This window comes from Pseudomonas sp. LJDD11 (genome assembly GCF_024584215.1).
Classification (GTDB): domain Bacteria; phylum Pseudomonadota; class Gammaproteobacteria; order Pseudomonadales; family Pseudomonadaceae; genus Aquipseudomonas.
The window spans coordinates 13,862-37,803 of the sequence record NZ_JANJFL010000013.1 but is presented as its reverse complement, the minus strand read 5'-3'; the positions used below and the strand labels follow the sequence as shown (position 1 = coordinate 37,803).

The 23,942-nt window shown below is 60.7% G+C and carries 23 protein-coding genes and 1 pseudogene; 11 read left to right on the top strand and 13 right to left on the bottom strand.

The window, feature by feature from the left end; genetic code table 11:
• Positions 1-88 precede the first annotated feature (88 nt).
• Positions 89-997, top strand: a complete 909-nt coding sequence (locus NRB16_RS16095; RefSeq protein ID WP_253115039.1) for a MurR/RpiR family transcriptional regulator — start codon at positions 89-91, stop codon at positions 995-997.
• An 11-nt stretch (positions 998-1,008) separates the two neighbouring features.
• On the opposite strand, the gene NRB16_RS16090 is transcribed toward NRB16_RS16095, so the two are convergent.
• A complete protein-coding gene (locus NRB16_RS16090; protein ID WP_257106501.1) occupies positions 1,009-2,139 on the bottom strand; it encodes a cysteine desulfurase family protein in 1,131 nt (376 codons plus the stop codon).
• A gap of 196 nt (positions 2,140-2,335) precedes the next feature.
• Between NRB16_RS16090 and NRB16_RS16085 the strand changes: the two genes are divergently transcribed.
• Positions 2,336-2,785 carry an Lrp/AsnC family transcriptional regulator gene (locus NRB16_RS16085; protein ID WP_045482269.1) on the top strand — a complete coding sequence of 150 codons (450 nt, stop codon included), beginning with the start codon at positions 2,336-2,338 and terminating at the stop codon, positions 2,783-2,785.
• Positions 2,786-2,891: 106 nt separating this feature from the next.
• On the opposite strand, the gene NRB16_RS16080 is transcribed toward NRB16_RS16085, so the two are convergent.
• Complete coding sequence (locus tag NRB16_RS16080; protein ID WP_253115036.1) at positions 2,892-3,704, bottom strand: helix-turn-helix transcriptional regulator; 813 nt, start codon at positions 3,702-3,704, stop codon at positions 2,892-2,894.
• Between the two features lie 168 nt (positions 3,705-3,872).
• Between NRB16_RS16080 and NRB16_RS16075 the strand changes: the two genes are divergently transcribed.
• Positions 3,873-5,321 carry a sodium:alanine symporter family protein gene (locus NRB16_RS16075; protein ID WP_045482283.1) on the top strand — a complete coding sequence of 483 codons (1,449 nt, stop codon included), beginning with the start codon at positions 3,873-3,875 and terminating at the stop codon, positions 5,319-5,321.
• A gap of 182 nt (positions 5,322-5,503) precedes the next feature.
• A complete protein-coding gene (locus tag NRB16_RS16070) occupies positions 5,504-6,490 on the top strand; it encodes an asparaginase (RefSeq protein WP_257106500.1) in 987 nt (328 codons plus the stop codon).
• 179 nt (positions 6,491-6,669) lie between these two features.
• On the opposite strand, the gene NRB16_RS16065 is transcribed toward NRB16_RS16070, so the two are convergent.
• The 9 genes from NRB16_RS16065 to speB all read right to left on the bottom strand — a co-directional run bounded on the left by NRB16_RS16065 (position 6,670) and on the right by speB (position 17,371).
• Complete coding sequence (locus NRB16_RS16065; RefSeq protein ID WP_257106499.1) at positions 6,670-8,094, bottom strand: aldehyde dehydrogenase family protein; 1,425 nt, start codon at positions 8,092-8,094, stop codon at positions 6,670-6,672.
• A 116-nt stretch (positions 8,095-8,210) separates the two neighbouring features.
• Positions 8,211-9,812, bottom strand: coding sequence for a 5-guanidino-2-oxopentanoate decarboxylase (locus NRB16_RS16060; protein ID WP_257106498.1), 1,602 nt, complete (start codon positions 9,810-9,812; stop codon positions 8,211-8,213).
• Positions 9,809-11,326, bottom strand: coding sequence for an amino acid ABC transporter permease/ATP-binding protein (locus NRB16_RS16055; RefSeq protein ID WP_257106497.1), 1,518 nt, complete (start codon positions 11,324-11,326; stop codon positions 9,809-9,811). Before NRB16_RS16055 ends, NRB16_RS16060 begins: the two co-directional genes overlap by 4 nt.
• Positions 11,327-11,526: 200 nt before the next feature.
• The gene (locus NRB16_RS16050) at positions 11,527-12,321 is read right to left on the bottom strand and encodes a transporter substrate-binding domain-containing protein (RefSeq protein ID WP_257106496.1); all 795 of its coding nucleotides are present in this window, start codon (positions 12,319-12,321) and stop codon (positions 11,527-11,529) included.
• Between the two features lie 32 nt (positions 12,322-12,353).
• Positions 12,354-13,391, bottom strand: coding sequence for an isopenicillin N synthase family oxygenase (locus tag NRB16_RS16045; RefSeq protein ID WP_257106495.1), 1,038 nt, complete (start codon positions 13,389-13,391; stop codon positions 12,354-12,356).
• Complete coding sequence (locus NRB16_RS16040; protein WP_257106494.1) at positions 13,388-14,248, bottom strand: sugar phosphate isomerase/epimerase; 861 nt, start codon at positions 14,246-14,248, stop codon at positions 13,388-13,390. Before NRB16_RS16040 ends, NRB16_RS16045 begins: the two co-directional genes overlap by 4 nt.
• A gap of 46 nt (positions 14,249-14,294) precedes the next feature.
• The gene (locus NRB16_RS16035; RefSeq protein ID WP_257106493.1) at positions 14,295-15,797 is read right to left on the bottom strand and encodes a cytosine permease; all 1,503 of its coding nucleotides are present in this window, start codon (positions 15,795-15,797) and stop codon (positions 14,295-14,297) included.
• Between the two features lie 228 nt (positions 15,798-16,025).
• A complete protein-coding gene (locus NRB16_RS16030; protein ID WP_257106492.1) occupies positions 16,026-16,415 on the bottom strand; it encodes a nuclear transport factor 2 family protein in 390 nt (129 codons plus the stop codon).
• A complete protein-coding gene (gene speB / locus NRB16_RS16025) occupies positions 16,412-17,371 on the bottom strand; it encodes an agmatinase (RefSeq protein ID WP_045482302.1) in 960 nt (319 codons plus the stop codon). The genes NRB16_RS16030 and speB overlap by 4 nt, the downstream gene beginning before the upstream one ends.
• A 411-nt stretch (positions 17,372-17,782) precedes the next feature.
• Between speB and NRB16_RS16020 the strand changes: the two genes are divergently transcribed.
• Positions 17,783-18,673, top strand: coding sequence for a LysR family transcriptional regulator (locus NRB16_RS16020; RefSeq protein WP_253142947.1), 891 nt, complete (start codon positions 17,783-17,785; stop codon positions 18,671-18,673).
• A gap of 48 nt (positions 18,674-18,721) precedes the next feature.
• Here the strand turns inward: NRB16_RS16020 and NRB16_RS16015 are convergent, their stop codons facing one another.
• Complete coding sequence (locus NRB16_RS16015) at positions 18,722-18,958, bottom strand: hypothetical protein (RefSeq protein WP_257106491.1); 237 nt, start codon at positions 18,956-18,958, stop codon at positions 18,722-18,724.
• The gene (locus tag NRB16_RS16010) at positions 18,958-19,443 is read right to left on the bottom strand and encodes a hypothetical protein (protein WP_253115025.1); all 486 of its coding nucleotides are present in this window, start codon (positions 19,441-19,443) and stop codon (positions 18,958-18,960) included. Before NRB16_RS16010 ends, NRB16_RS16015 begins: the two co-directional genes overlap by 1 nt.
• Before the next feature lie 329 nt (positions 19,444-19,772).
• On the opposite strand from NRB16_RS16010, the gene NRB16_RS16005 reads away from it, so the two are divergent.
• The 6 genes and pseudogenes from NRB16_RS16005 to NRB16_RS15980 form a co-directional block, all read left to right on the top strand.
• On the top strand, positions 19,773-20,876 hold the full coding sequence (locus NRB16_RS16005) for an HNH endonuclease signature motif containing protein (protein ID WP_257106490.1): 1,104 nt from the start codon (positions 19,773-19,775) through the stop codon (positions 20,874-20,876).
• Between the two features lie 277 nt (positions 20,877-21,153).
• On the top strand, positions 21,154-21,669 hold the full coding sequence (locus NRB16_RS16000) for a Bro-N domain-containing protein (protein ID WP_257106489.1): 516 nt from the start codon (positions 21,154-21,156) through the stop codon (positions 21,667-21,669).
• A gap of 244 nt (positions 21,670-21,913) precedes the next feature.
• On the top strand, positions 21,914-22,099 hold the full coding sequence (locus NRB16_RS15995; protein WP_257106488.1) for a hypothetical protein: 186 nt from the start codon (positions 21,914-21,916) through the stop codon (positions 22,097-22,099).
• Positions 22,096-22,818 carry a DUF4225 domain-containing protein gene (locus tag NRB16_RS15990; protein WP_257106487.1) on the top strand — a complete coding sequence of 241 codons (723 nt, stop codon included), beginning with the start codon at positions 22,096-22,098 and terminating at the stop codon, positions 22,816-22,818. Before NRB16_RS15995 ends, NRB16_RS15990 begins: the two co-directional genes overlap by 4 nt.
• 332 nt (positions 22,819-23,150) lie before the next feature.
• Positions 23,151-23,561 carry a hypothetical protein gene (locus NRB16_RS15985; protein ID WP_257106486.1) on the top strand — a complete coding sequence of 137 codons (411 nt, stop codon included), beginning with the start codon at positions 23,151-23,153 and terminating at the stop codon, positions 23,559-23,561.
• 49 nt (positions 23,562-23,610) lie between these two features.
• Positions 23,611-23,922 (top strand): annotated as a pseudogene (locus NRB16_RS15980) (type II toxin-antitoxin system HigA family antitoxin); the annotation flags it as partial.
• Positions 23,923-23,942 lie beyond the last annotated feature (20 nt).

Sequence of the window (23,942 nt, the reverse complement as noted above, 5' to 3'; positions counted from 1 at the left end):
TTACCCTGCCAGCCAACGTGCAAGCTTTCGACGTCAGCCCATGAATGCTGTAACGTGCGATGTCAAAACAAGATGATTGAGGTCCCGTATGCCAATCGCTTCGTCCGAATCGCCCACCAGCGGCCAGACGCCGGAAGCCCCTTCCACCGTCGAGCAGTTGCTGCAGCTGATTACCGAGGACTACGAAGCGTTGCCGCGCCAACTCAAGCGCGTGGCCGGTTATATCAGCCAGCAGAGCGACCGGGTGATGGTCGATCGCATCAGCGATATCGCCCAGCAATGCGAAGTCCACCCTTCGGCCATCGTGCGGTTTTCTCAGCGCTTCGGTTTCAAGGGCTTCAGCGAGATGCAGGCGCTGTTTCGCGAAGCCTATACGCACAAGACCACGCCGGTGCAGAACTACCAGCAGCGCATCCGCAGCATGATCGCCAACAAGAGCCAGCGCGCAGCCAGCGCCGATCTGGCGCGCGAGTGCATCAACGCGACCCGCTCAGGCCTGGACCGGCTGAGTGAGGATCTGGACGACAAGGCCTTTGAGAAAGCCGTAGACCTGCTGGTCAATGCTGACAATATCTATGTGGTGGGTGTGCGCCGCTCTTTCGCCGTGGCCGACTATCTGGTGTACAACCTGCAGCACACCAACAAACGCATCCATCTGGTCAGCGGTATCGGCGGCGGCTACCGCGAGCAAATGCGCAGCATCCGCGCCGGCGACCTGCTGGTCGCCATCAGCTTCAGCCCCTACGGCAAGGAAAGCCAGCAGTGCGTGCGCATCGCCCAGCACAACCAGGCCGACACGCTGATCATCACCGACAGCACCCTGTCACCGCTGGCCAAACGGGCCAGCTCGTTGCTGCTGGTCAGTGAAGGCAGCGCCTTCGCCTTTCGCTCACTCAGCGCCACCCTGTGCCTGTGCCAGGCGCTGTTCCTGGCCGTGGGTTATCGCCTGGAGTTGAAGCTGGACGAGATCCAGCTGAATCTGGATGAGGATGACTGAGGGGGTGTTCGTCAGCCCAAACGCTGAAGCACCACCTCAATGGCCTGATTCACATCCTCATCGGTGGTAAAGCGTCCCAGGCTGATGCGCATCGACTGACCGGCCTGCATGGGGTTGAGGCCCAGCGCCAGCAGCACATGCGAAGGCGCATTGCTGGCCGAGTTGCACGCCGAGGTCGAAGACAGGGCGATCTGGCCGGTAAAGGCCGCAGGGCTGAAGGCAAAGCGCTCGATGCTGACGTTCAGGGTATGCGGGATACGCTGCACCGGGTCACCGTTCAGACGCACCCCTGGCAGGGTCAGCAGCACTTCGCTCAGCCGCGCTGACAGCCGCTCAATACGCTCGAACTCCGAATGCATTTCTTCAGCCGCCAAGGCATAGGCACGGCCCATACCGACGATCTGGTGGGTGGCCAGGGTGCCGGAGCGCAGCCCCTGCTCATGCCCGCCGCCATGAATCTGCGCCTCCAACACACCACGGGCACGCTCGCCGACATATAGAGCACCAATGCCCTTGGGGCCATAGGTCTTGTGCGCCGAAATGGACATCAGGTCCACCGCCAGGCTGGCCAGGTCGATGGCCACCTTGCCGGTCGCCTGCGCCGCATCGACATGCAACAGCGCGCCATGCGCACGCACGATCTGGCCGATGCGCTGAACATCAGTCAGGGTGCCCAGCTCGTTATTGACCAGCATCAGTGACACCAACAGCGTGTCTTCGCGCAACGCATCAGCGACCATCTGCGGGTGAATCAGGCCATCGCTGCCGGGCTTGAGCCAGGTCACTTCATGGCCCTGCTGCTCCAGCTGCCTGACGCTGTCGATCACCGCCTTGTGCTCGATGCAACTGCTGATCAGATGACGCCGCCCTTCGGGCGCCATCGCGCAGACACCTTTGAGCGCCAGGTTGTTGGATTCGGTCGCGCCGGAAGTCCAGACCATCTGCTCAGGCTTGGCGCCGATCAACGCCGCCACCTGTTGACGTGCCTGCTCCACGGCCAGGCGCGCCTGCAGACCATGTTGATGAGAACTGGAAGCGGGGTTACCAAAAACCGCGCGCTGGCCCATGTAGGCCAGCATGTCAGTGACGACACGATCATCGATGGGGGTGGTAGCGGCGTAATCGAAATAGAGTTCAGACATGGGCGTTCACGGATAACCGGGTCGGTGAAGGATGGAAAAATGATAGAGCCGAACCCAGGAAAACCGATTGATAAATAAAGAACGGAATTGACCTTTTATAGAAATTTATTCCGGTTAAATACAATAAAAAGAAATAGAATTCCACAACCGGGCTTAATGGGTAAATCCAGGCCAAGCGACACCTGAAGGTGACTGAGTGGATAAATTCGATAAAGCGATTCTGGAACTGCTGCAACAGGACTGCACCATCGCCCTGGCCAACATCGCCGAGCGGGTCGGGCTGAGCAACACCGCCTGCTGGCGACGCATCCAGAAGCTGGAAGAAACCGGCGTGATCCTCAAGCGCGTGGCGCTGCTGAGCCCCAAGCAAGTTGGCGTGCCGGTCACGGTATTCGCCTTCGTGCGCACCAGCCGCCACGATCTGGAATGGCTGGAGACCTTCCACCGGCGGGTCAGCGAAATCAGGGAAGTGGTCGAGCTGTACCGCATGGCCGGCGTGACGGATTACCTGCTGCGGCTGGTGGTGCCGGATATCGCGGGGTACGACGTGGTGTACAAACAGCTGATCCAGATACCGGGCATTACCGACATCAGCTCCAGCTTCGCGATGGAGCAGATCAAATCGACGACGTCGTTGCCGTTGTAGCGCTCCGGTGGTCAGACTGGCTGGCAGCGCGATGCGTTGCATTCGTCGGCTGAGCCACCCCCCACCGAGACCCAGCCAGACCGCAAGATGGCTTGACCAATCAGCCTCACTCCACCTCAAACAACCCATCCCTCACCGGCGCATGCGCCAGTATCTGGCGGATCTCTGGATCTATGCGTGGGTCATCAGGCGCATACAGCATCACTTGCCGGTAGGCGCTGATGCGGTTGATCTCGGTGCCGAGAAACTCCCAGACCACGCGGGTGCAGGCCGGGGTGCGGCGGTCGCCGCTGGAGACGCCGGTTTTCAGGCCGTTGAGGCGGGTGATGCGGCTTTTGAAGCTGGGGATCAGGATGGTCTGGCTGACTTCGTTGAAGGTCAGAGACTCGTAGTCGATCAAAAACAACCGGTCTTGCAACTGGAAGGCCGCGCCCAGATAGCGGCAGCGCGCCGACTCTTCGACTTGCCCGCCATTGGACAGCACCTGGCGCTCCTGGCGTTCGAACATGAACACCCCGCCCTCTTCGCGCATGTGCACCAGTGACAGCAGGATGGTGCCTGGCACTGACATGCAGTTGGCGTATTCGAAGTAGTAACCGCAGTAGCGGGTCAGGTCGCCGGAGTGATCGCGCAGGGGCTGGAGCAAGGTCTGTAGCGCATCTTGCTGCGCCGGCGCCCCCACATGGTTGCCGCGTGCGCCGATCAGGCGGGCGAACTGCTCGCCCGGCAGGCCAAGCTCATAGGTCTCGACGCCGAAAAAATCACCGATCTTTTTCAGGTTGTAGGCCGTCGGCTGGCTTTCGCCGGACAGGTAGCGGTTGAACTGCGCACGGTTGAGGCCGAGCTTGCGGCAGACCTGCGCAATAGAGCGGTAGTGGCTGCACAACAGGCGCAGGTTTTCACCAAGATGACTGGACATGGATAGACGGCTCAGATGACGCGACTGGCGCCAATATAGCATCAAGTAGCGCCATATCGGATCGACCCGCGAAATTGTTTCGGCAAATGTCTTGCTCAAAAATCAGCCACCGCATAACGCGTCGCCTTGGCGTGCCAACAATCACAAGAAGAATCGAGGATTCTCATCATGCTCGAAGTACTGAACGACTTCCTGTCCGGGAAGGTGTTGATCGTGCTTATCGTCGGCCTGGGTAGCTACTTCACCCTGCGCTCGCGCTTCGTCCAGTTCCGCCACTTCATCCACATGTTCAGCGTGTTCAAGGAATCGCTGCGCAGCAGCGGCGGGCAACTCAGCTCGTTTCAAGCATTGATGCTCAGCCTCGCCGGCCGCGTTGGCGCCGGTAACATCGCCGGTGTCGGCATCGCGGTCACCCTCGGTGGCCCAGGCGCCGTGTTCTGGATGTGGGTCACCGCACTGGTCGGCATGTCGAGCAGTTACTTCGAATGTACCCTGGCCCAGGTCTACAAGCGCAGCGACGGTGACGGCCTGTACCGTGGCGGCCCGGCCTACTACATTCAGCACGGCCTGAAGCTGCGCTGGATGGCAATGACCTTTGCGGTCCTGCTGCTGGTCACCTACGGCCTGGCGTTCAACGGCCTGCAGTCGTACACCGTGACCCACTCGCTGCAAAACGCCTTCGACATCCCGGTCCAGTACAGCGGTATCGCCCTGGCCGTGCTGCTGGCGCTGGTATTCCTCGGCGGCATCAAGCGTATTGCTGCGGTCTCTGACCTGTTGGTGCCAGTCAAAACCCTGATCTACATCGCGGTGACCATCTACGTCATCGCCATCCAGATCGAACACGTACCGGCCATGCTGATGACCATCGTCAAGAGCGCCTTCGGTCTGGACCCGGTGTTCGGCGGCCTGATCGGCAGCGCCATCGTAATGGGCGTCAAGCGCGGCGTGTTCGCCAACGAAGCCGGTCTGGGCAGCGCCCCGAACGTGGCAGCCGTAGCCTCGGTCAAGCACCCGGCCGCACAGGGTGTGGTTCAGGCGTTCAGCGTGTTCCTCGACACCTTCGTGATCTGCACCTGCACCGCGCTGCTGATTCTGCTGTCGGGCATCTACGACGTGGGCTATAGCGGCGACGGCATCGTCCTGGCGCAAAACTCGCTGGCCGCGGTGGTAGGTGACTGGGGTCGCACGTTCATCAGCGTCGCGCTGAGCCTGTTCGTGTTCACCTGCATCCTCTACAACTACTACCTCGGTGAAAACGCCCTGCAGTTCATGTTCGGCCGCAGTAAGGTCGCCCTGCTGACCTACCGTGGCATGGTACTGGCGCTGATCTGCTGGGGTTCGATGCAGAACCTGGGCACCGTGTTCGCCTTCGCCGACATCACCATGACCTGCTTGGCATTCGTCAACCTGACCGCCTTGGCCATGCTGATCAAAATCGGCCTGCGGGTGATGAAAGACTACGACGAGCAGCGCAAGGCCGGTATCGAGCAACCCGTGTTCGACGGTTCGAAGTTCACCGACCTGGACCTGGACCGCGCTTCGTGGCCTGCGGTCAAGGCCGCCGACAGCGTGCAAGCTACTGCCACCGCTGAAGGCTTGCAGACTCAACGCTGAGTCTCGCTGAGCGAACGGCACATTCGCTGCCGTTCGCTGGCCCCCTTCTTGCTGCCGCTTCTGCTCCGCCTGAGCAAAGCGGCACGCTAATTTTCAGGAAACCGGATTTGCCGCCTGCCTCACAAGGCAATCGGCGCTATCCTGCCCGTTTCCAAATCCCTAACTCTAATAAGGAAATCGTTATGCCCGCCGTGCAAAACCTTCTCGTGCTCTATACCGGTGGCACGATTGGCATGCAGATGAGCGCCGACGGCCTGGCCCCGGCTTCCGGTTTTGAAGCACGCCTGCGTGCCCAGCAGGCTGAGCAACCGCAACAAGTGCCCGCGTGGACCTTCCGCGAGCTGCTACCGCTGATCGACAGCGCCAACATGAGTCAGAGCAACTGGCTGGCGATGGTGGCGGCCATTCGCCAGGGCGTAGAACAAGGGTGCGACGGCGTGCTGGTGCTGCATGGCACCGATACCCTGGCCTACAGCGCAGCGGCGCTGAGTTTCCTGCTGCTGGGCCTGCCAGTGCCAGTGGTACTGACCGGCTCGATGCTGCCGGCCGGCGCTGACAACAGCGATGCCTGGCCCAACCTGTTCGGTGCCCTGCAAGCCCTGCACGACGGTGTGCCAGCGGGCGTGCACTTGTATTTCAATGGTGCGCTGATGCACGGCGCCCGGGTCAGCAAGCTGCGCAGCGATGCCTTCGATGCCTTCCAGGTGATGCCGCGTCTGCGTCAGGGCGAGCACCTGGCCGAGTTGCCAGCGAGCATCGACTACCGCCAGCCGCGCGAAGCGGTCAATCTGCTCAGCCTGCCACTGGTTCCCGGCCTGCGCGCCGAACACCTGCGCGCCCTGCTGGGCAGCGGCGTACAGGGCCTGCTGCTGGAATGCTACGGCAGCGGCACCGGGCCTTCGGACAACGCCGAACTGCTCGAGGTACTGCGCCAGGCGCATGCCCAAGGCGTGGTGCTGGCCGCTATCAGCCAGTGCCCGCAGGGGCACGTGGACTTTGGTGTGTACGCGGCGGGCAGCCAGCTGGCCTCGACCGGCTTGGTGTCTGGCGGTGGCATGACCCGTGAAGCGGCGCTGGGCAAACTGTTTGCGCTGATTGGCGCGGGGTTGGCGCAGAAAGAGGTTGAGCAGTTGTTTGTGCTGGACTTGTGTGGCGAGCGTAGCGAGTGAGGGGTCATTGATTTACATCGATGCCCCGGTGGGAGCAGCCGGCCGGCGCTCCGGTTGCTCGTGAAGAGGCCAGTAAAGTCACAGCATCTACTGCGAATGTGCGGCAGTCTTCGCGACCAAGGTCGCTCCCACAAAGGCATGCTGCGCGACAGCGCGGCGCCGAGGCGGCGGGCGATCTCCTACAGGCAACGGGTCACGTGCTTGACCGACTGATACGCTGCCAGCCCCCACGGCCCCAGCTCGCGGCCAATGCCGCTGGCTTTGGTGCCGCCCCAGGAGGTTTCGACAAACACCGCCTGGACCGAGTTGATCCACACATGCCCCACTTCCAGCGCATCGGCGACCCGCTCGGCACGTCGCAGATCTGCGCTGGCCACCGTGGCAACCAGGCCGAAGCGGCTGTCATTGGCCAGGGCAATGGCCTGTTGTTCGGTGCTGAAACGCCGGGTGCACAACACCGGGCCGAAGATTTCTTCCTGCCACAGGCGGCTGCTGTCTGGCACGTCGACATACAGCGTCGGGCTGACGAACCAGCCGGCGCGCTGCGGCACTGAACCACCGGCCAGGCACTGCAACCCCTCGTTACGGGCAAACGCCAGATACTCAGTAACCTTTTGCCATTGCGCCTCGCTGGTCAGCGGGCCCATGTCGATGTCTTCGGTCAGCGGGTTACCCACACGCAACGCAGCAAAGGCCGCCTGCAAGCGCGGAATCAACGCTTCGGCAATGCCCTCCTGAATCAACAAGCGCGAGGTGGCCGAACACATTTGCCCGGCGTTCCAGCAGATCCCTGCAACGATCCAGTCGACGGCCTGGTCCGGGTCGCAATCATCGAACACGATAAACGCCGACTTGCCGCCCAGCTCCAGGGTCACCGGTCGGCAATAAGCAGCAGCGCTGCGCATCACCTGGCTGCCGACGCCGTTGCTGCCGGTGAACGACAGCTTGTCGAGGCCGCGATGCTCGCTGAGCGCCGCGCCGGTGGCGGCCTTGCCGGTAACGATGTTCAAAACGCCGACGGGCAAGCCAAGTTGCTCGGCGATCTGGCCGTAGGTCTGCTCGATCAGCGGGGTGATTTCCGACGGTTTGAGCACCACGGTGCAGCCCGCCGCCAAGGCCGGGGCGAGCTTCCAGGCGCTGGTGACCAGCGGAAAATTCCACGGCACGATCAGGCCCACCACACCCACCGGCTCCAGGCGGGTGCGCGCAGTGAAGCCCGGTGCCGCCAACTCGACCTGGCGGTCGGCGGGCTGGGTTTCGATCAGGTTGGCGTAGTAATTGAAGGTCGCCACGGCATCGTCGAGATCCACCTCGGCCTCATGCCGGGGTTTGCCGTTGTTGCGCATTTGCAGGGTGATCAAGGCTTCACGGCGCTGAGTCAGTTGCCCGGCAAACTGGCGCAGGATAGCGGCACGCTCGGCAACCGGCGTGGCTTTCCAGACCGGCAAGGCCAAACGGGCAGCCGCGACCGCCTGATCGACCTGGGCGGCGCTGGCCGAGATCAGTTCAGCGATGGGCTGACCGAGCGCCGGGTCGTGTACCACAAGGACGTCATCGCCCTCGCCGGTCAGCCACTGGCCGTTGATGTAATGAGGGGTGTGCATGGTCAGTCTTTCCAGAGTGTGAAATGGAATGCGCGTTGTAGGAGCGGCTTCAGCCGCGAAGGCTTCGCCGCTAACGCAGATCGCCGCCCGGTCGCTCCTGCAGGGTCAGGCCGATATCAAGGCGCAAACGGCGGAGCCTGGTTGATTTCGATAATCAACGGCCGATCACTCGGCGCTTCGCGCAGCAGCGCTTGTATATGCGCATGGTCGCGGGCGCGTTCGGCGGCGCAGCCGAAGCCGCGGGCGATGGTCAGAAAATCAGGGGTATAGATATCCACGCCCAACGGGGTGATGTCGCGGCGCTGCATGTAGCTTTTGATCTCGCCATAGCCCTGGTTATTCCACAGCAGCACGATGATCGCGACCTGCGCCTCCACGGCGCTGGCCAGTTCCGGCAGGCTGAACTGCATGCCGCCGTCGCCCATCAGGCTGATCACCGGTCGACCCGGCTCGGCCAGTTTGGCGCCTATGGCGGCCGGCAGGCCGTAACCCAAAGTGCCGTAGCCGGTGGACGAGTTGAACCAGCGGCGCGGGCCGGGCAGTTCCATCAGGTGGTTGCCGCTGTACACGGTCTGGGTCGAGTCGCCGACAAAACGCGCTTCGGGTAACACCTCCAGCACAGCGTCGAACAACCGCCGGTAATGCGCCCAGCCACTAAAATCCTCGGCCAATTGCCCGCGCACCTCGGCGGCACGTTGGGCGCCGGGGCTGTCAGCGCTCAACGTCCGGTCCGGCAATAGCGCCAACAGCGCCTGCATGGCCTGGCGTGCGTCACTGACAATCGCCAGAGCCGGCGCATGGTTGCGGGTCAGTTGTTCGGCGTCGATGTCGATGCGGATCAGCTCGCCGCCAATCCGGAAATTGCCATCGAACACCACGTCGTAATCGGTCTCGCCCAGTTCGGTGCCAATCGCCAGAACCACATCGGCGCGCAGCGCCAGTTGCCGCACCGGCACCAACGACTGGTTGCTGCCCAGCAGCAGCGGATGATCGCCCGGCAGCAAGCCCTTGGCATTGATGGTCAGTGCAGTCGGTGCGTCGAGCCGGGTGGCCAGTTCCGCCGCCTCCTGCACCGCTTCGACACACCCGCCGCCCAGCAACAGCAAGGGACGTTGGGCCTGGGTCAGCCGCCGTGCAGCTTCAGCGATGGCCCCGGCCTCCGCTACCGGGCGCGGCACCCGACAGCGCGGCGCAAGCACCAGGTGATCGGCCGGCGCAGTAATGATGTCCAACGGCAACTCGATATGCACCGGCCGTGGCCGCTGGCTGTCGAACACCGCAAAGGCGCGGGCCAGCACGGCAGGCAGTTCCTCAACGCTCATCAGGGTATGGCTGAAGGCACTGACCCCGGCGGCCATCGCCCGCTGGTTGGGCAGTTCGTGCAGGTAACCCTTGCCGAGCCCGAGCCGCGCGCGTTCATTCACGCTGCTGATTACCAGCATTGGGATCGAGTCGGCGTAGGCCTGGCCCATCGCGGTAAGGATGTTGGTCATGCCCGGCCCGGTGATGATGAAGCACACACCCGGCTGGCCGCTGACCCGCGCATAACCGTCGGCCATAAAACCCGCGCCCTGTTCATGGCGCGGGGTGACGTGGCGGATGCCGCTGCTCGGCAGGCCGCGATACAGCTCAACGGTGTGCACACCGGGGATGCCGAATACCGTATCGACGCCCCAGGCCTGCAGTTGTTTGACGAGGAATTCTCCACAGGTGGTCATGCCAACGCCTCCTGTTCCAGACCAATGAAACGCCGCACCCTGGCATGCCCTTCGTTACGAATCGCATGGGGTGAAGCGTCGGTGACCACGTGGCCGTTTTCCATGAACACGATGCGATCGGAAATCGACAGTGCAAAGTCCATCTCGTGGGTGACGATCAGCATGGTCATGCCCTCCTGAGCCAGGTCGCCAATGACTTTGAGCACATCGCCCACCAGCTCCGGGTCGAGCGCCGAGGTGGGTTCGTCGAACAGCATGATGTCCGGTTCCATCGCCAGGGCGCGGGCAATCGCCACACGTTGCTGCTGGCCACCGGAAAGCTGATGCGGGTACTTGTAGGCATGCGCCAGCAGCCCGACCCGGTCGAGCAGCGCATAGCCCCGGTTACGCAGCTCGCTGACACTGGCCAGCCGGTGATAACGCGGCGCAATGATCACGTTGTCGAGAATGGTGCGGTGCGGGAACAGGTTGAAGTTCTGGAACACCATGCCAATACGCCCCAGCCCTTGACGCTGGGCCGGTGAGTCACCGCGCTGGCCGGCGGCGATGAAGTCATTGCCGAACAGCACGATCTCGCCCTTGTCGATGCTTTCCAGGCTGTTGATGGTGCGGATCAGCGACGTCTTGCCGGAGCCCGACGGGCCGATGATGGAAATCACCTCGCCAGGGCGAACCCTAAGGTCGATGCCCTTGAGCACTTCATGGTTGCCGTAGCGCTTGTGAATGCCGCGCAGTTGCAAGGCGTCGGCTTGCCCGGCAACGGGCTCGCTACGGCTTTTGCCAAGCGTGGCGGGTTGGCGCAAGGCACTGGCCTGATGCGCGTCGAGGGTCTGGGCGCTCTTGCGCGACAGGTCCAGATGCCGCTCGGCCCACTGCAAGAGCCAGCCAAACAGGGTGACGATCAACACGTAGTACACGGCAACCGCAGCTAGGGTTTCCATGACCAGAAAGTTCTGCGCATACAGGCGCTGGCCGACCAGCAGCAGCTCGTTGAGGGAGATGACCGAGACCAGTGAGGTGAGCTTGACGATGGTCACGTACTCGTTGGTCAGGGTCGGCAAGGCGATGCGGATCGCCTGCGGAATAATCACCAGACGTTGCTCGCCCAGCCCGCGGATGCCCAAGGCCTTGGCGGCCTCGCGCTGGCCCTTAAGCACCGACAGCAAACCGCCGCGATGGATCTCGGCCATGTAAGCGGTCTCGGTCAGCACCAGGGCGATCAACCCGGAGTAAAACGGTTGCGACAACAGGCTGCCGGTGACTGGAAACAGCTGCGGCAGGTTGTAGACAAAGATCAGCAACACCAGCAGCGGAATGCTGCGAAACAGCCAGATATACAGGCCTGCCGGCACCCGCAGCCAGACATGGCTGGACAGCTTGGCGCTGGCCAGCACAAAGCCCAGCACCAGGCCAATGCCCCAGGACAAGGCGCTGAGTTGAACCACGGTCAAACAGGCTTTCCAGAATGCCCCAACCGAAAACAGCGAATAAAAGTAAGCCCAATCGAATGCCATGATGACCTCGGCGCAGCAGATGAAAGATAAAGCGCTGACGCGCCAGGAACCGCACCAGGCCCGCTACATCCCTGTGATACGTCCCCGTAGGAGATCGCCCGCCGCCTCGGCGCCGCGCTGTCGCGCAGCAAACACGGGCCCCGTAGGACCTGCTTTAGCAGGGAAGCTTTCGCGGCTAAAGCCGCTCCTACGGGGTTAACTCACGCCGGTTCGATGTTGTATTTCTTGAGCAGCTCGGTGTATTCGCTGCTCTGCTTGAACTCCTGCACCACCGCGCGCAGTTTCTCCAGCAGCTCAGGATTGTTCTTGTTCACATAGATACCCAGGGTCTGCGGGTATAGGGCTTTGGGTGAGCTGATCAGAATCCGGCCACGGGCCTTTTCGATGATCATCTGCGCGGCTGCGGAGATTTCCAGGTGCGCCTGAATGTTGCCCGACACCAGTGCCTGGGACGCCTCGGCGGTGGTCGGGAACTCGCTGATAGCGATCTCGCCCTTGCCATTTTTCACGCAGTCTTCGGCGGAGACTTTCTTGAGCTGGTTGATCCAGTTGGTGCCCTGCTGCAAGCCGACTTTAAGGCCGCACAAGTCTGCAGGCTGCTGCGGTTTGGCGGTGCTGTCGCTGCGCACCATGATCGACGCGCCGACCTGCGCGTAAGGAATCGCCTCGGCCTGGCGGGTGCGCTCTTCAGTGATGTACATGCCAGAAATGATGCTGTCGAAGCGGTTGGCGTTCAGACCCAGAATCAGGTTCGGGAAGCGCGTGTCGACGAACTCCACCTTGAGGTCGCCCAAGCGCTTGGCCAATGCGACAGACACCTCGGGGTCGAAGCCGACCACCGTGTTACCGTCGTAAGACTCAAACGGCGGATAAGAAATCTCCATGCCGACCTTGAGGGTGCCAGCGGTGGCAACCGGTGCAGCCTGAGCGATGCCCGCAAACAGGGCCAGGCCCGCTACAGAAACGGCAAGGCGCGAAAGTGTGCTTTTTTTCATAGTCATCATTCCAGGTCGAGAGAGAAGGCAGATCACGAAGTCACACTCTGGTTTTTCAAGTGCCCGAAGCTTGATGGCTTTCTGGCGTGTGCCGGCAAGGCAAGCTGCCCGCTGGCGACGCGCTGGCGTAGGTACTGGTAAGTCTGCAAGGCCTGCGACCACATGTGCTCGCCGATGGCGATGGCCTCATAGTCCGCGCCCGCCTGAGTGAACTGCGGCAGCGGCTTGATCAAAGTGTGGTAGTCGCAGGCATAGAACAGCGGGAACGAATAACGCTCCTGCTTAACCTTGCGCACCCGGTGTGCGGTGGCGACAAAGGCGCCGCTGGTCATCACCTCAAGCATGTCGCCGATATTCACCACGAAGGCATTGGCCAACGGCGGTGCGTCGATCCACTCGCCCTGCTCGTTCATCACTTCCAGGCCGGGCTGGTCGGCCTTGAGAATGGTGAAACACTCGTAATCGGTATGCGCACCGATGCCTGGCGCATCATGCGCATCGCCGTCGTAGGGGTAATGGATCAGGCGCAGTTTGGACGGTGGGAAACAGGCCATGTCATCGAACGAATGCTCGTCCAGCCCCAACGCCAGGGCAAAGCCACGAAACAACTGATGGCCCAGCGCAATCACCGCCTGATAGTAGGCCTGCACCGCCGGTTTGAAGCCCGGCAGGGTCGGCCAGTCGTTCGGCCCCAGCAGCGGCGTGCCAGCTTGCACCAGCGGGTGATCGGCCGGCACCTCAAAACCGATATCAAACGCCTCTTTGTGATCCGGCTTGCCGCTGCCGTAAACCTCTTCGCCCTCCGGCACAAAGCCTTTGTGGCTCTGCGAAGCACCGATGTAATGGCGCATCTTGGCCGCCAGTGGCTGGGCAAAATAGTCCTCGGCGGCGCGGTGCAAATTGTCGATCAACTCCGGCGCGATGCCGTGCCCGGTGATGTACAAAAAGCCCACCTGCCGGGCCGCCTCGCCCAGCACCTGGGCCACGGCCTGACGGTCTTCAAGGCGCTCGCTGAACAGGCCGTGGATATCGACCACGGGAATACGGGTGAAAGCAGGACGTTCACTCATAGCTGCAGGCTCGCGGGTTGATTGATAAAGGCATCGAAGTGCTGGCGCTCGGTGCGGCCCATCCAGGCATTGAGCCCCCACAGGTCGGCCACCGGCACATCGGTAAACGGCAAGTGATGCAAATAACCGTCCGGGCCGAACTCCGGGGTCAGGGTGGTGCCGGTGTAGCCCCGCGCTTGCTGGGCACGCCACACCGCCTGCCAATGCTGCTGATGAAACGCCAGCGCCGCGGCATATTCCGGGGCCGCCGGGTGCGGCACTTGCGGGCCCTGGTCGTAACCCACGCGTGCCTGAATATGATGCACACGCTCGACAAAAGCGCTCAGGTCATCAGCCGGATCGTCGAGCAGGCGCTCGCAAGTCACCACCCAATGGCTGATGTCCGTGGTGAAGCGCAAATCCGGCACCTGCTCGATCAGTTGCAGGGTCAGCCAGGGGTTGAACAGCGAGCGCGCACGGTGAGTCTCGAAGCTGCAGGTCAGCCCGCTGCGCGCCGCGATATCCAGCGCCGCACCGAAGAAATCCACCTGCTGGGCCAGCGGCCAGCGGTCGTTGCCGGCCAGCACATTGACGAAGCGCGGCGACAGCTCGCTGGCAAGCTCCAGCTTGCGGGCAAAGTCGCTCAAATGCTCGGCAGGCGTGGCCGATTGCACCGGCAATACCGGCGTGGAAGTGAACAGGATGGCGATGTACGGCACCTGCTGCTCGCGCAGAAACGCGGCGAAGGCGGCGCGTTCAGCGGCCGGCTCCGGGATGCGTGCTTCTAAGCCATCGAAGCCCGCCGCACGGGCTTCATCCAGCGCCTGCTGCCAGGTCCCGCGATAGCCCCACAGGGTGCGAAAGATTTCCAGTTTCATAAGCAAGCCTTACCGACGGAGCCCCCTCGCAGGGGCACCGTGCGGATCACGAGTGGACGGGCGCTGGCGCCGTGGCGTTACGCAGCGCGTTGCGGCCAAGCAGCGGATGCGCCCCGCGTGGGCCGTACACCCCGGCCGGCTCCGGAAAGGTGCGCAGCAGGGTCAGGTAAAGCAGCGTCGCCATCCCCAGGGTGATCGGCAGGCTGATATCGATGCCGCCGGCCAGCTCGCCCAGTGGCCCGACAAACTGCCCCGGCAGGTTGACGAAGCACAGGCCCAGCGCCGCGCTGGGCAACCACGCCCCCAGGCCGCGCCAGTTCCAGCCGTGGTGAAACCAGTAATGGCCGCCGCGCTCGCCACGGGTGAACACCTGCAAGTCGTCGGCGTGGTAAAAGCCGCGCCGGGTGATCAGGCCGAGGATCATCACCACCATCCACGGGCTGGTGCAGGTGATGATCAGCACCGCAAAGGTCGACACGCTCTGCACCAGGTTGAAGGCAAACCGGCCAATGAAGATAAAGGCGATGGCCGCCACGCCGATCAGCAGCGTGGCGCCGGCGCGGCTGAGCAGCCGCGGGAACATGCTCGACATGTCCAGGCCGGTGCCGTACAGCGCCGTGGTGCCGGTCGACAGCCCGCCGATCACCGCAATCAGGCACACCGGCAGGAAGAACCAGCCCGGCGAAATCGCCAGCAGACCACCGACATAGTTATTGGCCTCGATGTACTGCGGCGCCTGGCTGGCCACCAGCGTGGCGGTGCACAGGCCGAACAGGAACGGAATCAAGGTGCCGGCCTGGGCCGCCAGCACGGCCAGCATGATGCGAATTTTGGAGGTTTCACGCGGGATATAGCGCGACCAGTCGCCGAGAAACGCGCCGAACGACACCGGGTTGCTCATCGCCAACAGCGCCGCACCAACGAACGCCGCCCAGAACCCGGCCTGGCCGAGATTCACGCTACCGGCATAGCCCGCATCGAACGGCCCGGCAAAGGCTGCGATGCCCAGCAAGAACAACAGGCTCGATGCCCACACCGCAATCTTGTTGACCCACAGCATGAAGCGAAAGCCAAAGATGCACACCACCAGCACCAGCACCGCAAACAACCCGTAGGCCAGGCCCAGACTCAGGTCGTTTTCCGGCAGGCCGACCAAGCGCTGCGCGCCGCCGACCAAGGCATCGCCAGAACTCCACACCGACAGCGAGAAGAACGCCACCGCCGTGAGCAACGACAGGAATGAACCGACGATCCGCCCGTGCACGCCGAAATGTGCCCCGGACGACACCGCATTGTTGGTGCCGTTGAGCGCACCAAACAGCCCCATCGGCGCCAGGATCAACGCACCGACTGCCACCCCCAGCACAATCGCCCAGACCCCGGCCTGAAACGACAGCCCGAACAACACCGGGAAACTGCCCAGCACCGCCGTGGAAAAGGTATTGGCCCCGCCGAAGATCAGCCGGAACAGATCAATAGGGGATGCATCGCGTTGGTTGTCGGGGATCTGCTCGACACCAAAGGTTTCGATACCAGTCGAATGACTCATGGGTAACTCCAGCGCCTGTCACGGTTGTTGTAAGGCCAGCGCAGGCACGCTGACCCTTTATGGCCGCCCGTTAACCCCGGGCGGAAGGTTGGATCTGATTCTTGTAATGTTGCCGGCTCTGCTGGATCTGACGGTCCTGTGCGGTCCCGTAGGACCGGCTTCAGCCGGGAATGCTGGCTACCATTCGCGGCTGAAGCCGCTCCTACAGCGACCCAAACAGCGCCACCGTCATCCGCCCGTCACAGCCGACAAATGCTCATGCCACGCCACCCAGCGCTGGCCCTCACGGCGAAACACGATGGTTTCGCGCTCTTGCACGTCCACGTCCTCACCCGCCAGCCGCAAACGGGTCGCGACGTCATGCACAAAGATCGCCGCCTCACCCTGCACGCTGACCGTGGCGTTGCTCGACTCACAGCCCAGCACGGCAAAGCCGTCAGCCTGCCACTCGCGCCACAGCGCCTCATACTCGGCCCGGCTGTTCAGCCGCTTGCCCACGGTATGAAAAACAAAGCTGGCGTCTTCACTGAAACAGGCGAAATACGCCGCCGTGTCGTTACTGGCAAAGGCCCGCACCAGCGCCGCCGCCGCTTCATGCACCTCAAGCTCGCGGCTCATCGGCGCACCACACCCGGCAACACACAGAGCATTTCGTAAAGCAGGTTGGCGCCCAACAGCGAGGTATTGCCGGTGGTGTCATACGGCGGCGACACCTCGACCAGATCGCAGCCGATCAGGTCCAGCCCCTGGCAACCGCGAATAATCTCCAGCGCCTGAATGGTGGTCAGGCCACCGACCTCCGGCGTCCCGGTGCCCGGCGCCCAGGCCGGGTCGATGCCGTCGATATCGAACGACAGATACACCGGCCCGCCGCCGACCTTCTCGCGCACTTCAGCCATCAGCGGGGTCAGCGACTGGTGCCAGCACTGTTCGGCCTGCACCACCCGAAAGCCCTGCTTGCGGCTCCAGTTGAAATCCTCGGCGGTATAGCCCTGGGCACGCAGGCCGATCTGCACCACCCGGTCGCTGTCCAGCAGGCCCTCTTCCTGCGCGCGGCGGAAGGTGGTGCCGTGGGCGATCTTCTCGCCGAACATGTGGTCGTTGACGTCGGCATGCGCATCGATATGCACCAGCCCGACCTTGCCGTGCTTCTTCTTGATGGCGCGCAGGATCGGCAGGGTCAGGGTGTGGTCACCGCCCAGCGTCAGCGGGATGATGCCGTGATCGAGAATGCGGTCGTATTCCTGCTCGATGATGCGTACGGCATCCAGCAGGTTGAAGGTATTGATGGCAACGTCGCCAATGTCCGCCACGTTCAGCGAATCGAACGGCGCGGCACCGGTGGCCATGTTGTAAGGGCGGATCATCACCGACTCGGCACGAATCTCCCGCGGCCCGAATCGGGTGCCGGAACGCAGCGACGTACCGATATCCAGCGGAATGCCGACAAACGCGGCGTCGAGCTTGTTCAGCTCTTCAGGGCTTTGCACATGCGGCAGGCGCAACATGGTGGCGATACCACCGAAACGGGGCATCTCGTTGCCGCCCAAAGGCTGGTGGAAGGTCTTGTCCACGGGGTGGCCTCACATTGTTCTAATTGGTGTGCGGCCATTCTGGTGACGCCCCGCAGGCAGAAGAATCGCTGCGGGCAAATACTTAGTTCAGAGATTTCTAAACTATCGGCCAGGCGCTCGCGGTCGCTCGGCCAGCCACGAAATCTACGTCCGACGCGCACCCGGTGGGAGTTGGCTTGCCAACGAATGCGGCGGCACATCCACTGCAGATGGGCTGGCTTGCTGGCTATCTCATGGGCGACCGCCTGGTTCCTCCCGCAGATCAGAGTCAAATCTGAACTTGAGCACGACACAAAACTGATGGCCCCAGCTCGCTAGCGAAACGGCCCATCAGCCCAACCCAAACCCCACACCTACCCCACAAACCCCAACCCCAATTAAACTGCCACCAGTCCAAAGCCCGGTGCCCTCATGTCCTCTGCCCTGCCCGACCTCAAACTGCTGCGCATCTTCGCCTGCGTGGTGCGCCATCAGGGCTTTGCAGCAGCGCAGCAAGAACTCAACCTCTCGACCTCGGCCATCAGCACCTACATGAGCCAGCTCGAAACCCAGCTCGGCATCGTGCTCTGCCATCGGGGCCGTGGCGGCTTCAGCCTGACCAGCAAGGGCGAACTGTTCCACCAGGAAACCCTGCGCTTGCTGGCCGAACTCGAAGGCTTCGAACGCTACAGCGCCGCCCTCAAAGGCGAACTGCGCGGCACCCTCAACCTCGGCGTGCTCGACTCCACCGTCAGCGACCCGGCCTTGCCGCTGGCCGATGTCATCGGCGCCTACAGCAAAGAACACCCCGCCGTGCACCTGCACCTGTCCGTGCTCAGCCCCGCGCAACTGCAACTGGGCGTCCAGGAAAACCGCCTGGACCTCGCCATCGGCGCCTTCTCGGTGCGCATGAACGGCCTCATGTACCAGGCCCTGTACCGCGAACAACATTGGCTGTACTGCAGCGACCGCCACGAACTGTTCGACCAGCGCCGCATCCCGGCGCAAACCATCACCCAACAACGCATGGTCGGCCGCGGCTACTGGAGCCAGGCCGAACTGGCCCGCCACGGCTTCAAACACAGCGCAGCGACCGTGGAGTCGATGGAAGCGCAGCTGATATTGGTGCTGTCCGGGGCGTATATCGGGTATTTGCCGGAGCACTATGCACAGACCTGGGTGGAGCAGAAGCGGCTCAAGGTGTTGCTGCCAGCGGTGTTTGGGTATCAGGCACCGTTTGAACTGGCGATACGTAGAGGGCGGGCGCGGGAGCCGTTGATTATGAGTTTTCGGGATCGGTTGAAGGGGTGGTTTGAGGGGTAGCTTTGGTTCGCCTCGTAGGAGCGGCTTCAGCCGCGAAGCCAACTGCATTCAATCCGAATCAATATAACGGTCGCGCTCAAAAAACAGACTCAACCCGGTCAGCCACATGATCAGGAAGACATTGAACGGATCGAAATCGGCCAACTGCGGGATGCTCCAGAAAGTGCCCGCGAAACCAGTGATCATCAGCGCTATGCCCAGCCACTTGCGCCAGATGCGCTGTTTCAGACAGAACATCAGCACAAAAGCCAACGTCGCCGTAAAGCCAAAGATCAGGTTGTCCATCAGCCGCCGCCTTTGGACTTGATCAAAATCGACTGCATGGACCGCTGCGGGCCGATGCCTCCACTCACCGAAGCCTGCACCGAGAACATGATGTCTCCAGCGTGGTAAGTGCGCAATTCACGCTGCGTCATGTAACCCGCTGCCCCACCCGCCCCGATAGACGCCGCCTTGCCCAACGGGCCCGCCACAGTACCGGCAATAGAACCGACGACCTTGGCAATCGTTGCCCGTTGGCTGTTGAGCGCATCGGCCTGCTCGCGCAGCAATGGCTTGGAGACCCGAATCAACATGTCACAAGGACGCTGACCGGCTTGCATGCGGTCGTAAAGCTCGACGATCAAGTCACTGGCTTGCCAACAACCGGCGCCGAGATCGCAGAGGTACAGCGCACGCAGATTTGGCCGATCTTCGGGCATGACGGTGAGTTTGGTGAGGGTAAAGATGATGCCGAAATGGGCTTGATGCTGGGTTCTTTCGGGTTGCACTGGGTGGCTCCGCTGGTGGGGGTCGGCGGAGTGTGGTGGGTTGGTGTCGGTCAGCGGCCATGGGGCTGTGAAAAAGGAAATGAGCTACGGGGCTTGGGGAATGGGGGCTACGGACATGTCTTACGGTTGGCAGGACTTGTCCCATGAAAATGCTCTGGCGGCTTCTAACTTCTACCAAGCCAGCGACGTGCTTCGGCAATGCCAATAAACCCATGCCATTCGTGAAGGCGAAACGCCAGCTAACTTCCTCATTCACATATTGAAAACGGACTGTTCTTTCGCCACGATAGGAAATTTCCTACAAACCTGAGCGAAAAAGGGCACGTCCAGTGGCGATCAAAGCTGTTTCGAAGGAACGAATTGAGCAAGCGTTACTGGATTTTGATCGACGGTTGCGCAACACACATCAATGGCATGATTGGACGCAAAACCCGGTCTACCGCCATGCCATCCAGGTGGCTAACAACCTTTACCCACCCAAAAAAATTGTGTCCCTGGCCACCGGCGTACCAGAGGATCAGTTTGTAGGCGGGCACTCAGTCAGAAAATACTTGCAAAAGCGGGGCTTCACGATCGCGGAGCTCCCGCCTAATGAAGGTCGACCAGCACTACAGTTCACACGCGGAGCGATCTACGACCGCCAGACCGAGATAAACGGCCCATTTGGGGGTAGCAGGCAGAGCGGAATTTCGCCGTCCAAATTATTCCCGGCAATTTTTTTGTTTACCGGCGAGAGTGGCGAACAATACGGATACGAGGACGGATGGGACGCGAAGAAAGAGTTTTATTTGTATACCGGGCAAGGGCAACAGGGCGAAATGACTTTGACCTTGGGCAATAAGGCAATCGCAGAGCATGCAGAGAATGGCAAAGCTCTGCACTTATTCCAGTCTCTCGGCAAAAGCAATGGCTATTCCTACGTCGGTGAATTTTGCTGTGCAGACAGATTCACCCGAATCCAACCAGATTTGAAAGGTCAGGACAGAACCGCAATTGTTTTCCGATTAGTACCGGTAGATGCCATCGCTGAAACGCCCGAGTATGACGTTGATTACGAAGTAGACGCGCCTAACCTCATAATCGAAGCACGAAAAGCCGCATTGGCAGCTTGTAAGCCCGAAAGCGGCGTGCAAACCCAATCTGCACCACGTAATGTCTATCAACGTAGCCGTCAGGTTGCGCGCTACGTATTGATGCGCGCGAAAGGACGATGCGAGAGCTGTGAGAAGCCAGCACCTTTTACGAAGAAAGACGGTTCTCCATACCTGGAGCCTCATCACGTTAATCGGCTTTCTGACGGCGGGTTGGACCATCCTCAGTTCGTAGGGGCTGTCTGCCCAAACTGCCATCGAGAAATTCATTCAGGCGTTGATGGAGCAAAGTTGAATGAACAGCTCAAGACGTACCTGAAAAGCATCGAAAGCCAAAACTGATCTTTTCTCAGTGTCTCCTAATTCACCAGCTTAAAGTGACTTTTGGTCAAGGTAATTGCTGCCATTTCCCACAAAGCTCTCCGAAAACGAGATATTCACGCCCGCAGCCGAGCTCTGTATTATTTTTCGCGGTGCTTAAGAACACCCAACGTAGAAATCGCTACCAACGCCCCATTCCTCTATCTGAAGAATGTGAGCTTTGGCGGGCGTCGTTGGGATTCTTCTGCCCCTCTACGTTGGTCACCAGCACCTTGAACCCAAAACGTAGAGGCTTCCTATGCAAAACGATCTATCTCCGCTCACCCCCACCATCTTCCACCGCTACGGCCGCCAGCTCCGCGTCACCCTCCTGGAAAACCAAGTCTGGTTCTGCGCCCGCGATCTCGGTCGCTTGATCGCCTGGCCGCTTAACACCCGCTCCACCTGCAAGCTAGACCCGGACCAGCGCCGTACCCTCTGGCTTGAAAGCCATGGCCGTTGTGAGGAAGAACTGATGATCAGCGAGTCCGGGGTTTATGTGCTGCTGGTGCATCACCATCACCCCGAGCAGCGCAGCCTGCGGCAGTGGATCACCAATGAGGTGGTTGCGGCGGTGCGGGATGCGCAGCCGTCGGCGGGTGATCAGGCGCCAATGCTGAGTCTGTTGCAGTGGCCGGGGTTGTCGATGAGCATGCTGCATTGGCAGAACGAGCCGTGGATTCGGCTGCGCGATGTGCCGCAGGTGTTGCCGGTGCCGGAGGCCGAGGCGTTGAAGGCGGGTGAGTCGTGGTGGCGGGCTTGTATCGGGCGGTAACCGCTTGGATGCCGGGACGGTGCAGACCGCCCCGGCTGTGGCTGCAATTCAGATCAACAGAGATCGCACCGCAGTGCTGAACGCACCCGCTATGACCGCTGGTTGACTGAGTCCAGTCGCTCACGAGCAGGGCATGTCACCGGCATGGTTTGCTGTCTCGCCCGACAGAGGTTTCGGACGTTTCTTACATATCCTGAGCAAGTCAAAAAATACACTGCGCCTCCACTTCACGGAGGATCCCAGGATGGCTGCTTACGGTTACATCACGCTCAGAGACGAGCGCCAATGCCTGATGTTCGCAGGCTGCCCGACTCTGCCGTCACTCGGCACCCCGTACCGGGCCGGCCATGAAAACCAGACCCAGGACCTCACCTGCTCCAAGGTGACGGCCAGACTGTGCGACTGTGCGTCTTGGGGGGCCGAACGATGAGGACGCTTGAGGCTGGTTCACAAACGAGCGGGCAGAATCTTGAGGATGTGAGGCAAGCGGCGGCGCTTCTCAAGGGGCAGGCTTGTACGGTAGCGGCGCGAACTATCAGCGATGGAATCCTCAGGCTGCAGTTCAATCGGGACATTGCTTATTTTGCACAAGGTATCGTCAGTGACGTCGAGCGTGGCTTAAAAACGGCTGAGCAGGGACTGGCAGCTATTAAAGAAGAGAGCAACTGGTTCTCTCACCCCGCAATGATAAAAATCGAGAACAGCCTTGGACTCGTAGGTGGCGTAGGTCAAGTTGCCGCTGGCGTCGGGCTTTGTTATGCCAGCGGCGGCTTTTTATGCGTGACCGGCGGCGCGGCCCTTATCAGCCATGGGGCTAACAACATCTATGAAAGTAGCCGAAATCTTATAAAAGGCCGTTCGGACTCAGAAGGCTGGGTTCGCCAAGCTTATCAAGAAGCCGCACAGGCAGCGGGCGGAACAAAAACTGATGGGAATGTTGCTTACCTCGTAACTGATCTGACTCTGTCTGGGTGGGGTCTGACTCGAAAAGTCGTTTCTCCAGAAGCTCGAAAACTTTTCAGGTATATCGACGAAGACTTTGTAAGAGGCTTTAAGGCTATGACCAAGCAAGCGTTACGTACCGAAATTTCAGTCAATGTAATTACCTTTAAAAACCTTACCCTTGAGATACTGAAGGATGATGAGTAGTTTTTTTACACATTTTTTATTCATAATATTTTCCGTTCTGCTCTACCTGCCCGCGCGCAGAATGAAATACGCCTTCTCAGGACGGAACTACTCAGGAAAAAAATTCTGGCTGGCGACACTCTATAGCCTTCTTCTCGCATGCCTTTATTTTGACTACTTTAAAAGCGGTACAATTCCATTCTATGGACCTCTAGACCGAACCATTTTAGGCTGGGTGTCCATATTGATGTTCCTCCTGCATACTTCCACCTTCCCGAGAGAGTGGAAAGTGAGACGCTGGTATCTAATAAGGCGTTTTAACTTGAAGATATGCAAGCACAAAAAAACTCTTGATGAGTATCGAATGGCTCATCGCCGAAAGTAATACTGTTTTCTTTGAAAATAAAAGGCAGCACTTCAAGCGTCAACGCTATCCACTCGGGCGGGACACTGAATATGACAACAGAAGACCATTGGAAACTCCTATTAGCATATGCAAAAGCCTCGCTATTCCCTTACGTCCTTGCGCTGAATCTGGAGTCCGACTTAAAGGAGAAAAAGCCCACCCGCCTCCGCTTCTGGTCGGTACTGGGTTACAACACATTCCTCTTCACTCACCATCTGACATTCTTTATCACCGGCTATCTATTTTTCTCTTTGGAAACAGACAGCGCCGTCGCAGGCTGGCTCGCCTTTCTTCTATCGATACTTCATGGCCGGCTAATCCTCAGGCAGATACGCAGCAGGTCGTGGTCGATCCTTAACCACTTTGATCCACGGCTTTGAAGTGGCGATGGAGTGAACACCACGAAAATCCGCCCGATCCGCACTGAAGAAGAGTATCAAGCGGCTCTCAACGAGATATCGCCTCTGTTCGATAACGAGCCAGAACCTGGCCCCCCGGAAGGCGGCGCGTTCGAGGTCATGATCACGCTGATCGAAGCCTATCAAGCCAAGCACTTTCCGGTTGATTTACCGGACCCGATTGAGGCGATCAAATTGCGCATGGAGCAGTCAGGGCTGACCGTAGCTGACCTCGTCCCTGCCATCGGCAGAACCAATCGGGTCAACGAGGTGCTTAACCGAACACGCTCACTGGCATTGCCCATGATCTGGAAGCTGCACAGATCTCGTGTGGGAGTGGC

Coding starts and splice junctions, on each gene's coding strand:
- NRB16_RS16040 (WP_257106494.1), bottom strand. CDS start 14,248: ATGAAACTGGAAATCTTTCGCACCCTGTGGGGCTATCGCGGGACCTGG.
- NRB16_RS16065 (WP_257106499.1), bottom strand. CDS start 8,094: ATGCACACCCCTCATTACATCAACGGCCAGTGGCTGACCGGCGAGGGC.
- NRB16_RS16060 (WP_257106498.1), bottom strand. CDS start 9,812: ATGACCACCTGTGGAGAATTCCTCGTCAAACAACTGCAGGCCTGGGGC.
- NRB16_RS16050 (WP_257106496.1), bottom strand. CDS start 12,321: ATGAAAAAAAGCACACTTTCGCGCCTTGCCGTTTCTGTAGCGGGCCTG.
- NRB16_RS16020 (WP_253142947.1), top strand. CDS start 17,783: ATGTCCTCTGCCCTGCCCGACCTCAAACTGCTGCGCATCTTCGCCTGC.
- NRB16_RS16055 (WP_257106497.1), bottom strand. CDS start 11,326: ATGGCATTCGATTGGGCTTACTTTTATTCGCTGTTTTCGGTTGGGGCA.
- NRB16_RS15995 (WP_257106488.1), top strand. CDS start 21,914: ATGGCTGCTTACGGTTACATCACGCTCAGAGACGAGCGCCAATGCCTG.
- NRB16_RS15990 (WP_257106487.1), top strand. CDS start 22,096: ATGAGGACGCTTGAGGCTGGTTCACAAACGAGCGGGCAGAATCTTGAG.
- NRB16_RS16090 (WP_257106501.1), bottom strand. CDS start 2,139: ATGTCTGAACTCTATTTCGATTACGCCGCTACCACCCCCATCGATGAT.
- NRB16_RS16070 (WP_257106500.1), top strand. CDS start 5,504: ATGCCCGCCGTGCAAAACCTTCTCGTGCTCTATACCGGTGGCACGATT.
- NRB16_RS15985 (WP_257106486.1), top strand. CDS start 23,151: ATGAGTATCGAATGGCTCATCGCCGAAAGTAATACTGTTTTCTTTGAA.
- NRB16_RS16095 (WP_253115039.1), top strand. CDS start 89: ATGCCAATCGCTTCGTCCGAATCGCCCACCAGCGGCCAGACGCCGGAA.
- NRB16_RS16030 (WP_257106492.1), bottom strand. CDS start 16,415: ATGAGCCGCGAGCTTGAGGTGCATGAAGCGGCGGCGGCGCTGGTGCGG.
- NRB16_RS16080 (WP_253115036.1), bottom strand. CDS start 3,704: ATGTCCAGTCATCTTGGTGAAAACCTGCGCCTGTTGTGCAGCCACTAC.
- NRB16_RS16000 (WP_257106489.1), top strand. CDS start 21,154: ATGCAAAACGATCTATCTCCGCTCACCCCCACCATCTTCCACCGCTAC.
- NRB16_RS16035 (WP_257106493.1), bottom strand. CDS start 15,797: ATGAGTCATTCGACTGGTATCGAAACCTTTGGTGTCGAGCAGATCCCC.
- NRB16_RS16075 (WP_045482283.1), top strand. CDS start 3,873: ATGCTCGAAGTACTGAACGACTTCCTGTCCGGGAAGGTGTTGATCGTG.
- NRB16_RS16015 (WP_257106491.1), bottom strand. CDS start 18,958: ATGGACAACCTGATCTTTGGCTTTACGGCGACGTTGGCTTTTGTGCTG.
- NRB16_RS16045 (WP_257106495.1), bottom strand. CDS start 13,391: ATGAGTGAACGTCCTGCTTTCACCCGTATTCCCGTGGTCGATATCCAC.